The 12,025-nt window shown below is 56.4% G+C and carries 12 protein-coding genes and 1 riboswitch; of the genes, 5 read left to right on the top strand and 7 right to left on the bottom strand.

All coding sequences use genetic code 11. The features are described 5' to 3' along the window. Positions 1-49: 49 nt before the first annotated feature. Together ACKWMY_RS07465 and dinQ are read left to right on the top strand one after the other, a co-directional pair. On the top strand, positions 50-817 hold the full coding sequence (locus ACKWMY_RS07465) for a DedA family protein (protein WP_024527190.1): 768 nt from the start codon (positions 50-52) through the stop codon (positions 815-817). 392 nt (positions 818-1,209) lie between these two features. Beyond that, on the top strand, positions 1,210-1,299 hold the full coding sequence (gene dinQ, locus ACKWMY_RS07460; RefSeq protein WP_138106268.1) for a damage-inducible type I toxin DinQ: 90 nt from the start codon (positions 1,210-1,212) through the stop codon (positions 1,297-1,299). 65 nt (positions 1,300-1,364) lie between these two features. Here the strand turns inward: dinQ and ilvN are convergent, their stop codons facing one another. The 7 genes from ilvN to sgrR form a co-directional block, all read right to left on the bottom strand. Then, a complete protein-coding gene (gene ilvN, locus ACKWMY_RS07455; RefSeq protein WP_024527189.1) occupies positions 1,365-1,658 on the bottom strand; it encodes an acetolactate synthase small subunit in 294 nt (97 codons plus the stop codon). A gap of 3 nt (positions 1,659-1,661) precedes the next feature. Continuing rightward, positions 1,662-3,356 (bottom strand): acetolactate synthase large subunit, encoded by a 1,695-nt coding sequence (ilvB, locus tag ACKWMY_RS07450; protein ID WP_261160854.1) that lies wholly within the window; start codon positions 3,354-3,356, stop codon positions 1,662-1,664. A gap of 113 nt (positions 3,357-3,469) precedes the next feature. Next, a complete protein-coding gene (gene ivbL, locus ACKWMY_RS07445) occupies positions 3,470-3,583 on the bottom strand; it encodes an ilvB operon leader peptide IvbL (RefSeq protein WP_193569011.1) in 114 nt (37 codons plus the stop codon). Between the two features lie 88 nt (positions 3,584-3,671). Further along, positions 3,672-4,376 (bottom strand): thiamine ABC transporter ATP-binding protein ThiQ, encoded by a 705-nt coding sequence (thiQ, locus tag ACKWMY_RS07440; RefSeq protein WP_409486120.1) that lies wholly within the window; start codon positions 4,374-4,376, stop codon positions 3,672-3,674. Beyond that, on the bottom strand, positions 4,363-5,970 hold the full coding sequence (gene thiP, locus ACKWMY_RS07435; RefSeq protein WP_074028475.1) for a thiamine/thiamine pyrophosphate ABC transporter permease ThiP: 1,608 nt from the start codon (positions 5,968-5,970) through the stop codon (positions 4,363-4,365). The genes thiQ and thiP overlap by 14 nt, the downstream gene beginning before the upstream one ends. Further along, complete coding sequence (gene thiB / locus ACKWMY_RS07430; protein ID WP_074028476.1) at positions 5,946-6,932, bottom strand: thiamine ABC transporter substrate binding subunit; 987 nt, start codon at positions 6,930-6,932, stop codon at positions 5,946-5,948. Before thiB ends, thiP begins: the two co-directional genes overlap by 25 nt. A gap of 57 nt (positions 6,933-6,989) precedes the next feature. Continuing rightward, positions 6,990-7,108: riboswitch (TPP riboswitch) on the bottom strand. A gap of 37 nt (positions 7,109-7,145) precedes the next feature. Next, complete coding sequence (sgrR, locus tag ACKWMY_RS07425) at positions 7,146-8,807, bottom strand: HTH-type transcriptional regulator SgrR (RefSeq protein ID WP_024527185.1); 1,662 nt, start codon at positions 8,805-8,807, stop codon at positions 7,146-7,148. A 92-nt stretch (positions 8,808-8,899) separates the two neighbouring features. On the opposite strand from sgrR, the gene sgrT reads away from it, so the two are divergent. The 3 genes from sgrT (at position 8,900) to ACKWMY_RS07410 (ending at position 12,023) form a co-directional block, all read left to right on the top strand. Next, complete coding sequence (sgrT, locus tag ACKWMY_RS07420; protein WP_071784394.1) at positions 8,900-9,073, top strand: glucose uptake inhibitor SgrT; 174 nt, start codon at positions 8,900-8,902, stop codon at positions 9,071-9,073. A gap of 146 nt (positions 9,074-9,219) precedes the next feature. Further along, positions 9,220-10,407: a sugar efflux transporter gene (locus tag ACKWMY_RS07415; protein ID WP_024527184.1), complete on the top strand. Its 1,188-nt coding sequence runs from the start codon at positions 9,220-9,222 to the stop codon at positions 10,405-10,407. A 143-nt stretch (positions 10,408-10,550) separates the two neighbouring features. Then, positions 10,551-12,023 (top strand): DASS family sodium-coupled anion symporter, encoded by a 1,473-nt coding sequence (locus tag ACKWMY_RS07410; protein ID WP_211134506.1) that lies wholly within the window; start codon positions 10,551-10,553, stop codon positions 12,021-12,023. Positions 12,024-12,025 lie beyond the last annotated feature (2 nt).

The raw sequence follows: 12,025 nt of genomic DNA, 5'->3' as shown, positions 1-12,025 counted from the left end.
GAGCCGGACAATCCTTCGCCCATACGTTTAGCTTACCAACAGAGGTTTAATGGAAGCCTATTTACAGCAGTTGATCACCCAGTCATTGGCTTTCACCCTGGTGGTGGTCATGTTGGTGGCGTTCCTGGAGTCGCTGGCGTTGGTCGGTTTGTTATTGCCGGGCACGGTGATGATGGCCAGCATTGGCGCACTGATCGGCAGCGGACAGGTGGACTTTTATATGGCCTGGGGAGCTGGCATTGTCGGTTGCCTATTGGGGGATTGGATTTCCTACTTTATCGGCCGGGCTTTCAAAGGACCGCTGCACCGCTGGTCGTTTCTGAAAAAGAACAAGGCGATGCTGGATAAAACCGAGCATGCGCTGCATCAGCACAGTGTCGTTACCATTTTGATTGGCCGCTTTGTGGGCCCGACGCGCCCGCTGGTGCCAATGGTGGCCGGCATGCTCGATCTGCCTCCCTACAAATTTGCCCTGCCCAATATCATCGGTTGCCTGACCTGGCCGCCGGTCTATTTCTTCCCCGGCATTCTAGCGGGGGTCGCGATCGATATTCCTGCCAGCGCCAACAGCGCGTTATTCAAATGGCTGTTGTTTGGCGTGGTGGTGCTGTTCTGGCTGGCAGCCTGGCTGAGTTGGCGCTGGTGGCGTGAAGGAAAGCGCAGTGCTGATAAGCTGACACGCTGGCTAACGCCTAAGCGGCTGCGGTTGGCCTGTATTGCTAGCTGGGTAGGGGCGCTGGTGTGTTTCTATTATATGCATCAGCAGGCGTTGATGCCGGTATATCGACATCTGCTGTGGAAAGTGCTGGCGGGCTGACGCTAAAATTTGGGCATAAAAAAACCGACTGGTGAGGTCGGTTTTTTTATTTCCCGGTGTCGAGTGGGTAACTCTGACCGGTTGAAGCCGCATTCATCTAACAGGATCAATTTTATCTTTGATACCCTCTAATGTCAAAAGCTCAGAAATCGGATATCTAGTATGTCGTGCCTTGGACTGATTAAGATATAATCAGCGGGTTAGCTCTGTTGCTGTCTTTACTTCGGTGTGCGCATGTACATATTCAAGCCCTGGTCGGGTGTACGGGTGGTGCCGTTATCCGATGCTCTGGCCGGAGTGAAGCCGCATTCATCTAACAACTGAGTGCTGCGCTGTGACAGGCAATGTAAGGGTAAGCGGCGGTGGCTCACTCCATGTTATGGAGTAACCGGATGATTGATATCGATAAGGCAATCATCGTTCTTGGGGCGCTGATCGCGTTGCTGGAACTGATCCGTTATGTGCTTCAGTTACTGAACTGATAATGGAAACGTAGCTAAGGCCGGGGGCTAACCACTCCCGGCCTTTAACATTCAGCCGCGAAAGCTTACTGGAAGAACGCCTCCAACTGCTCAAACACCCGCATATCTTCGCTATGGCGTTTCACCTGTAATACATCCTCCAGCTTTTCAACCTGGCTGATCATCTGCACCAGGCGCTGATCGTCGGCCACCAATAGCCAAATACGGCTCTGGGTTCCATCTTTCAGCGGCATACATAAAATACCTTCCACGTTAAAGGCACGGCGGGCAAACAGGCCACAAACGTGGGTCATTACGCCCGGATGGTTCCGTACCGCCAACTCCAGGATCACCTGTGGATTCTTTTGTAGTGATTGCATGGCTTATTCTCCAATCATTTCGATGTTGGCGGCACCCGGTGGCACCATTGGGTAAACTTTTTCGTTGATATCGATCAGCGCGTGGATCAGGCAAGGGCCAGGGCGTTGGATCGCCGCCAGCAACGCGGCCTGTGGATCTGCCTCGGCATTCAAATCGCAGGTGTCCAGGCCAAACCCGGCGGCAATCTTCAGGAAATCGGTACGCTTTGGATAGGTGGCGGCAAAGATATGCTGTTGATAGAACAGCGTCTGCTGCTGGTGTACCAATCCCAAGGCCTGGTTGTTCATCAGGATGATTTTCACGTCCAGATTGTGTTCAACGGCGGTCGCCATCTCTTGAATATTCATCATCAGGCTGCCGTCACCGGAAAAACACAGCACCTTGCGCTGAGGCTCTGCCAGGGCTGCACCAATCGCAGCAGGTAAACCAAAGCCCATGGTGCCCAAACCGCCGGAGGTCAGCCACTGGCGCGGGCGGCTCAGTGGATACGCCTGGGCTACCCACATCTGATGCTGGCCTACATCGGTGGTGATAATGGCACTTTCGTCCACGCAGCGTGCTGCGGCTTTAACCAGCCCGTAATGGCTCAATGGATCTGCCACATTTGGCATGTTGATCGGGAATTCACGCTTCAGATCGTTAACGGTGTTCATCCATTCGGTACGCGGCTGTGCTTCGATCATCGGTAACAGCTGTTGCAGCACCTGGCTGACATCGGCATGGATGGCAATATTGGCCTGTTTAACCTTGCCCAGTTCGGCACGGTCGATGTCCACGTGGATAATTTTGGCGTTCGGGCAGAATTGCTCGGTTTTACCGATTGCCCGGTCGTCGAAGCGGGCGCCCAGCACGATCAGCAGGTCGGCTTCTTGCAGGATAAAGTTGGTGCTGCGCGCGGCATGCATCCCCAACATGCCTAATGACAGCGGGTGTTCTACCGGCATTGCGCCCAATGCCATCAGCGTCATGGTGGTTGGCAGGTTGGAGCGCTCGGCCATTTCCAGCGCCGGTTTATGGGCTTCTGCGCAGATGATGCCACCACCCAGATACAGAATAGGGCGCTTGGCCTGGTTGATCATTGCAGCAGCCTGTTCGACCTGCTTGCTATCAAAGGCCGGTGGGGCGTCTGGAACGGCCATTGGCGGTAACAAATCCCACTCAATTTCGGCGGTTTGCACGTCTTTCGGGATGTCGATCCACACCGGGCCTGGACGGCCGGATTCGGCAATGCGGAATGCGTCGCAGATCACCTGCGGCAGATCGCTGATATCACGGACCAGGTGGTTGTATTTGGTGATGGGAATGGAAATGCCGTAGGTATCCACTTCCTGGAAGGCATCGGTGCCGATCATCGAGGAAGATACCTGGCCGGTAATGCACACCAGCGGGATCGAATCGAGCTTGGCGTCGGCAATGGCGGTCACCAGATTGGTGGCTCCTGGGCCGCTGGAAGCGATACAGACCGCCGCCTTGCCGTTGGTACGTGCCATGCCCTGCGCCATAAAACCGGCCCCTTGCTCGTGGCGGGCCAGCACGTGCTGGATGACGGTGCTTTGGCTCAGAGCATCGTACAGCGGCAGCGCTGCGCCACCGGGAATGCCTGCAATAGTGGTGATACCCTGACGCTCCAGCAGATGCACGATCAGCTGTGCGCCGGTAATACGTTGGCCTTGGTGTGGCGTGCCCGAAGTTGCCATGTGCCTATCCTTTTCTCTGGGCCGGTTAGCTTTTCTGGGCAGGGGGACTAAAACAAGAAACCCCGCCCGGTTTGCGCCGGCGGGGTTTGGGAATCGATGCGTTGATTCGGACCCTACGGCGCGTTGCCGACGACCACCACCACACGCACGACGACCACCGCGGCTGGTAGCGCGGTTGTTAGTAGGGTCGAGGTCAGCGAGGATGCGATCACAGGGAGCCTTATCATCAGTAGTAAAAAACAGAACTTTATAAAACCACAGGTGCAAAATTCGCACAACAGGTTTATTGGTTCAGCATAAAAAACGCGTGGTAGATCACGGTTTAACCGGAATACCCAGCACCTTGGCTTCCGGTGCGCTGCCGCTTACCAATGCCTGCGTTGGGCCGTCGTAATAAATCCGCCCATCCACGACCAGCAACGTACGCGGCGCGATGCGGGCGGCATCCTCAAGATTATGTGAAACCATCAGCAACGTGAGTTGGCGCTGGTCGCAGACGTTTTGCAGCAGTTGCAGCATCTCACTGCGCAGTGCCGGATCGAGTGCAGAGAAAGGCTCGTCGAGCAGCAGGATCGGCTGCTGGCGGATCAGGCAACGTGCCAAGGCTGCCCGCTGCCGTTGCCCGCCGGAAAGTTGCGACGGTAGGCGCTGCAGATGCCCCTCCAATCCGACCTGTTGGGCAATCTGTGCCAGTTGTTCCTGCTGTGCGGCGGTTAGGTGCAGGCCAGGATCCAGCCCTAGGCCGATGTTTTGCCTGACAGTCAGGTGGGCAAACAGGTTGTTTTCCTGGAACAGCATTGACACCGGGCGTTTGGCGGGGGGCGAAGCGGTATGATCGCTTCCGTTGAGCCACAGTTTGCCGCTGGCCGCCGGCAGAAAACCGGCGATCAGGCTGAGCAAGGTACTTTTGCCTGCGCCGCTAGGGCCCAGCACCGCAACGTGTTCTCCCGGCTGAATGCGCAGGTCAAAACGCATCGGCAGGTGTTCGTACAGATAGGTCAGTTTTTCAAGCGTCAGCATGGCGGCCCGGTAAACGTTCAATCAGGGTAAACAGCAGGAAACAGAGCAGCAGTAGCAGCAGAGCGGTCACGGCCCCGTCGTTGCTGCGATATGCGCCAATCTGCTGATAGAGATAAAAAGGCAGGGTACGGAACTGCTCGTTGCCGAACAGCGCTACCACGCCGAAATCGCCAATCGACAGCACACAGGCAAAGGCCAAAGCCTGCGCCAGCGGGCGTTGCAACGCTTTCAGCTCGATCCAGCGCAGCCGCTGCCAGCCGTGGATATCCAGCGACAAGCATAGTGGATTATAACGCTCGGCCAGATCGCGCATCGGGTTTTCCAGCACTTTCAGCGCGTAGGGCACCGCCATCAATGCATTGGTGAGGATCACCAGCGCATAAGGCGATTGCGGTAGCCCAGTGGTATCGCTCAGCAACAGGAAGAAACCGGTAGCCAGCACAATGCCCGGCATTGCGAGGATCACCATGCCGCTCAGTTCCAGCGTCTGTCCCCAGGCGGCCCGTTGCCGCAGCTTCAGCTCACGGCTGCTCCATAGCAGCATCATGGTCAATACCACACACAAAATGCCCGCGCCTAGTGCGATACGTAGCGAGGTGAACAGGGCCTGCCAGAGAATGGGCTGTTGCAGCACGGTGACCAGCGTCTGGTTGGCACCATCGATGATCACCGCCAGCAACGGAGGTAGCAGTAACAGTAGCGCAGCGACAATAAATAGCGTATCGCTAATGCGCCGCCCCAGACTGTCCTGCGGATCGCGCCAGCGCTGGGCGTGGGTATGGCCAACCGGCAGAGCCTGGCTCAAACGCTGGCTGAGCACCACCAGCCCCAGGCAGCAAGCCAGTTGGATCAGCGCCAGCAGCGCCGCGCGGCTGAGATCGTAGTCGTAACTCAAGGCCTGATAGATCGCCAGCTCTATGGTGGTGGCCTGTGGCCCGCCGCCCAACGACAGCACGGTTGCAAAGCTGGCAAAACACAGCATAAACACCAGTGCGCCGCTGGGGAGGATCTGGCGGCGTAACGCAGGCCATTCCACAAAGCGGAACTGCTGCCAGCCGTTCATCCCCAGCTGTGCGGCCAGTTGGCGCTGCTCGGTGGGGATGTTCTCCAGCGCCTGTAGCAGAAGGCGGGTGGCCAGCGGCATATTAAAGAACAGATGCGCCAGCAGGATGCCTTGCAGGCCATAAGGCGAAAAACTGTAGTTCACGCCCAGCCAACCACAGAGCGTTGCCAGCCAGCCTTGCCTGCCGTAGACGCTCAGCATGCCAAATACAGCCACCAGCACCGGCAGCACCAGCGTCATGGCGCACAGCCGCAGCAGCAGGTTACGGCCAGGGAAGCGCCGCCGGTATAACGCTCGGGCCAGCCAGATGGCAGGCACCACCGAGATCACGGCAGAGAGTAGCGCCTGCCAAAAGGTAAAGCGCACTACATGCCACAGGTAGCTGTCTTGCCACAGGCTGCGCCAATCACTTTCTGGCGCATGACGCCACAGCGAGCCCATGGCCGCTAACGCGATCAGCAGGATCAGACCTGCGGCCATCAGCCCCGGCCATAACCAGCGGGGGATCAGTGGCTGACGGCAGTTTGCCATGCTCGGATCCAGTTACCACGCTGTTGTGCCACTTCCTCGGCACTGAATTGCAATGCCGTTTGCGGCACGGTCATCTGTTCGAAACCGGCGGGCAGTTCCGTCTTGATCACCGGGTACATCCAGTTGCCGGTGGGAATGGTGTTCTGGAAGGCCGGGGAGACCATAAACTGCATGAAGCGCTCGGCCAGTTCCGGCTGTTTGCTGGCCTTTAGCTTGCCAGCGACTTCGATTTGCAGGTAGTGGCCTTCGCTGAAGTTGGCCGCCGCATAGAGGTCTTTTTTCTCTTCGATCAGATGGTAGGCGGGGGAGGTGGTGTAGCTCAGTACCATGTCGCCTTCCCCTTTCAGGAACAGGCCGTAGGCTTCACTCCAGCCTTTGGTAACGGTGACGGTTTTCTTCGCCAACCGTTGCCAGGCAAGCGGTGCCTCGTCGCCATATACTTTCTGCATCCAGAGCAGCAGGCCAAGACCTGGTGTGCTGGTGCGCGGATCCTGATAGATGATCTTCAGGGGGCGATCGCTGCTTACCAACTCTTTCAGGCTGGTCGGCGGGTTCTTCAGCTTGTCTTTGTTGTAGACGAAAGCAAAGTAGCCATAGTCGTAGGGAACGAAGGTCTGGTTGTGCCAGCCACCGGGAACCGTGAGCTTGCTAGTATCGACTTGGCTGGTGGTGAACAGATCCGTTTGCTGCGCGGCTTGCAGCAGGTTGTTGTCCAGCCCCAAAACCACGTCGGCGGCGCTGTTTTTGCCTTCCATTCTCAGGCGATTGAGTAACGACACGCCGTCTTCCAGCGCCACGAATTTCAATTCGCAGTCACATTCGGCCTCAAAGGCTTTTTTTACCGCCGGGCCAGGGCCCCAGTCGGCAGCGAAAGAGTCGTAGGTGTAGACCGTCAGCGTTGGCTTGGCCAGGACGGGCATCGCCGCTAGCAGTAATAAACAGGGCAGGTATTTTTTGACCACTTTGCACTCCTAATAGTAAAGGGGGCAAAGGTATCTGAGGACTGGGTTAACGAAGGTTAACGCGCCATGCTCAAATCCCTCCGCCGGTATTGACCGGATCAGGTTCGACGGGTGTGCTCTCAGCGGAAAACCGTTGGCCAAAAATTGGCGGGTTATCCGCACCCCGTTGAGTCGGCGCTATTGTAGAGGCTTAGCGGCGTGGGTGAAAGGCGATTATGCTTCCGGCGGCGCAAACCAGGCAGATTTAAAATCGAACCAGCCGAGGGTATTCATTCGTACCCCACGCATACTGCGTTGACCATGCAGTTGCAGCCAGTGGTGGAATAACGGATGCAACTGATGGTTGCTGACCAGGCGCTGGCAAAATTCGGCCATGGACAGGCGATTTTCTCGCCACTGAGCGGCATCCTGCGCGATATCCTCCGTCAAACAGTGTTGGATCAACGGCAGTTCATACAGCGTGGCAAATAGCGAAAACTCCAGCGGCAGGGTGAAGTTGGCGCTGCCTAACCACAGATCGCTTTGCGCTTTGCCCTTATGCCAGGCTTCATAATCCACGACCTGTACATTGAGTTTGATGCCCTGCTCAGCCAGCAGAGAGGCGATAGCCTGCTTGATTGCGTGGAACTCGGAATGTTCGCTGTAGAAGGTCAGGGTCAATTCAGTTAAGCCCGCAGGCTTGGGTTGCTGCCCCAACACACGGTTATGTAACCAGCGCGGGAGAATGCCATAGGCCGGAGCCCAGTAACGCTGGTAGAGCGGCCCGGCATGGCTCAGCAGCGCGATCGGATTGATCAGTTCGCTTAGCCAACTGCGGATCTCCGGGTCGGCCGCCAGTGCCGAACGCTGGTCGAACAGCAGAAAATAACAGCCTTCTTCGAGACGGCTTTCCAGCTCGTTCCTACCGGTATCATCTCCCTGCAGTTGGACGCCGGAGTGGGCCAGCTCTTCGGTGATTTCCGGTAATACCCAAATGTTGACCTCATCGATCAGGGCGCGATAGCCAAAGTAGTCGTCAAAGGCATGGATTTTCATCTGGCTCTGATTGTTGTGTATCACGCGATAGGGGCCGGTGCCGATCGGATGGCGGGCAAAATCCGGCAGGCTCTGCCATTCGCGCGGCAGGATCATGGCATGTACGCTGCTTAGCAGCCAGGGCAGCCAGTAGTCCGGCGTGTGCAGATGCACATCGATGACATAGGGCGTGGGCGAGTCGATCCTGTCGATATGCGAAAATAGCGGTTGTGGGATCAGGCGGTTGAGCGACTGGATCACATCTTCCATTTCCAGCTCACGGCCATGGTGAAAATGGATCGCCGGACGTAGATAAAAGCGCCAGTGCAAAGGGGTGATTGTTTGCCAATGATGCGAAAGATCGGGTTCCAGTTCCCCGTTTTCCTCGTTTACCCTCGTCAGGCCGTTGAAAATCTGTCTTGCCAGGTGAGTTTCTGAACGGCGTAGTGCCGAGCCGGGCAACAGGTTGTAAAGCTGACGATAGTAGAGCACGCGCAGGATATGTTTCCCCTGGCGGAAGCTGCGCCCCAGCTGGGAAAGCAGCATTTGGCGTACCACGTCTTTATCGCCCACCAACTGGACTAACTGATCGATGCGATCCTGTTCCAGCAATTCTTCGGCACGCTGTTGTTGCAATGCCAACCCGGTGTAGTGGAAGCTGAGCTGCGAACGTTTACCCCGGCCGGATTCGGCCTGCCAGGTCAGCCAGCCCTCGTGCTGCATGGCTCCCAGTAGCGAGCGAACATGGCGGCGGGAGCAACTGAGCACTTCTGCCAACTCTTGCAGCGTGGTTTCGGTAGTTTGGCCATGGCAGCGTTGCCACAGGCGAATGAACTGTTGTTGCAGGCGTGAGGTGGACATAAAAGAGGAACTCTCTGGCATCAAGTCGTCAATTTATCTTTCCCTATATTACGCCGATAATGATTACAGTTGAAACAGCGGGGGGATAGCCAATGACAGTTCTGTTAGCCAAACAGTTTTATCAGCGTTATTTCACCGCGATCCGCCGCCAGCAGGCCGATTGGCTGCAGGTGGTACCTGAACAGGCGCGACTGGAGATGCTGGCCCATTTGACCCAGTGGGACATCGCCACGCTGAGCGACAAGCAATACCGTGAGCGTATCTGACGTTCACCGCAAAGTGTTTCTGAGTAATGGTGCTTTTCACCAGCCAGTGGGGCAACCCACTGGCATTTTTATCTGCCGTCTTGACTTCCTTCGGCAATTTTCCTTCTGTAGCATAGCCTTCTTTATTTCTGGATAGGGATATCGCCATGAGTTTCAGACGCTGGTTGCCGCGCCGTTTTAATCCCGTTTTTGCCGCCTTCTTGTTGATAGCCTTCCTGACCGGCATTGCCGGAGCGCTGCAAGCCCCCACGCTGAGCCTGTTTTTGACCACCGAGGTAAAGGTGCGCCCATTATGGGTGGGTATGTTCTATACCGTGAATGCCATCGCCGGGATTGCCGTCAGCTTCCTGTTGGCCAAGCGTTCGGATACCCGTGGCGATCGGCGCAAGCTGATCCTGGTGTGCTGTGCCATGGCGGTGGGCAATAGCCTGTTGTTTGCGTTCAACCGTGATTATCTGACCTTGATCACTGCTGGTGTATTACTGGCCGCGATAGCCAATACCGCCATGCCGCAGATTTTTGCCCTGGCGCGTGAGTATGCGGACAGCTCGGCACGTGAAGTAGTGATGTTCAGTTCGGTGATGCGTGCTCAGCTTTCACTGGCCTGGGTGATCGGCCCGCCGCTGTCGTTTATGTTGGCACTGAACTACGGCTTTACCGTGATGTTTATAATTGCGGCGGGGATTTTTGTCGTCAGCGTGCTGCTGGTGTGGCTGATATTGCCTTCGGTGCCCCGCGCCAACGTTGAGATCAGCGTAGATTCTCCGCCTATCGCGCCAATCAGCGCCTGGCGCGATCCCGATGTGCGCCTGCTGTTTGTGGCCTCGATGCTGATGTGGACCTGCAACACCATGTATATCATCGATATGCCACTGTACATCACTGCCGATCTGGGCTTGCCAGAACGGCTGGCAGGTTGGCTGATGGGCACCGCGGCCGGGCTGGAGATCCCGGCTATGCTGCTGGCGGGGTATTACGTCAAACGCTTTGGCAAACGCAATATGATGCTGTTTGCTGTGGCAGCAGGCGTGCTGTTTTATGCCGGGCTGGTGCTGTTTAAGTTCCAACTGGCGTTGATGGTGTTGCAACTGTTCAACGCGGTGTTTATCGGCATTGTTGCCGGGATCGGCATGTTGTATTTTCAGGATCTGATGCCGGGGCGGCCCGGTGCCGCGACCACCATGTTTACCAACAGCATTTCGACTGGGGTGATCCTGGCCGGTGTACTGCAAGGCGCGTTGGTGGAAAACTTTGGGCACTCTGCGGTTTACTACCTGATTACTCTGCTTGCCATCCTGGCGCTGTGGATGTGTGCCAAAGTTCGCGAAGTGTGAGCTGTAACACCCGGTTAGTTGATACATATCATTGAGAAAACCGCTCCATTCTCACTAAGATAAACGGACTCAGAGCGTGAGCTTCACGCTCTTATCCATCTTGCTATTGAGATGCCGATCCCGTTGAAAAAAGTGGGTATGTTATGGATAAACTAACGCCGCTCAAACCTGTTCCCTCCCTCTGTGCCGTTATCGCTGCTCTGTTGATCTGGTTTGTGATCCCCGTCCCTGAAGGGGTGGCACCGAATGCCTGGCATTTGCTTGCACTGTTTATTGGTACCATCATTGCCATTATCGGCAAGGCGATGCCGATCGGCGCCGTATCCATCATTGCCATTGCGCTGGTGGCCGTGACGGGAGTGACCAACCCTGGCAAGCCGGGGGCCGCGCTGGACGATGCACTGAGCGGGTTCTCCAACCAACTCATCTGGCTGATCGGTTTCTCGATCATGATCTCCCTGAGCCTGAATAAAACCGGCCTGGGATCGCGCATTGGCTACTACTTTATCTCGCTGTTTGGCAAGAAAACGCTGGGGATCGCCTATGCGTTAACCCTGGCGGAAACCGTGCTGGCACCGGTTACGCCGAGCAATACCGCCCGTGGTGGCGGGATCATTCACCCGATAATGAAATCGATAGCGGACAGCTTTGGTTCCAAGCCCGAGCTGAACACCTCCGGCAAGATTGGCCGCTATCTCTCGCTGGTGAACTACAACATCAACCCGATCACCTCGGCGATGTTTATTACTGCTACCGCGCCTAACCCGCTGATTGTCAATTTGATCGCCAAAGGTGCCGGTTCGGAGTTTGAACTGACCTGGGGTATGTGGGCGGTAGCGGCGCTGGTACCGGCGATTTGTTCGCTGATCGTCATGCCGCTGGTAGTTTATTGGTTGTATCCACCTGAAATCAAAAGCACCCCGGATGCGCCATTGTTTGCACAAGATAAGCTGCAAACTCTGGGGCGGATAACCCTGCCAGAGAAAATCACGCTGGGTGTGTTTGCCCTGTTGCTGGTGATGTGGGCCGGAGTTCCGGCGATGATTTTTGGCCCCGCACTGGCGGTTAACCCAACGACGGCAGCGGTGATTGGTTTGGCGATCCTGCTGGCAACTGGCGTACTGAGCTGGGACGACGTGCTGAAGCACAAAGGGGCCTGGGATACCGTGGTCTGGTTTGCCGCCTTGGTGATGATGGCGACCTACCTCGGCAAACTGGGTCTGATTGCCTGGCTGTCACAAACGGTAGGTTCGGGTATCGATCATATGGGGATGAGCTGGGTCGGAGGGACCATTCTGCTAACGCTCGTCTATCTCTATTCGCATTACTTCTTTGCCAGTACCACCGCGCACGTGACCGCCATGTTCGCCGCGTTCTTTGCCGCAGGTATTGCCCTTGGTGCGCCTCCGGCTCTGCTTGGCCTGATCCTGGCCTTCTCGTCTTCGCTGATGATGTCGTTAACCCATTATGCTACCGGTACCGCGCCGATCATCTTTGGGTCGGGCTATGCCACTCTGGGGGAATGGTGGAAAACCGGCTTTATCATGAGCGTGGTCAACCTGCTGATCTGGGCGCTGATTGGTGGGGTATGGTGGAAGTGGTTAGGCTATTGGTGATT

It is taken from the genome of Serratia sp. J2, assembly GCF_046269175.1.
Lineage (GTDB): Bacteria > Pseudomonadota > Gammaproteobacteria > Enterobacterales > Enterobacteriaceae > Chania > Chania fonticola_C.
The sequence above is the reverse complement of the archived record's forward strand: the minus strand, read 5'-3'. Positions and strand labels throughout refer to the sequence as shown.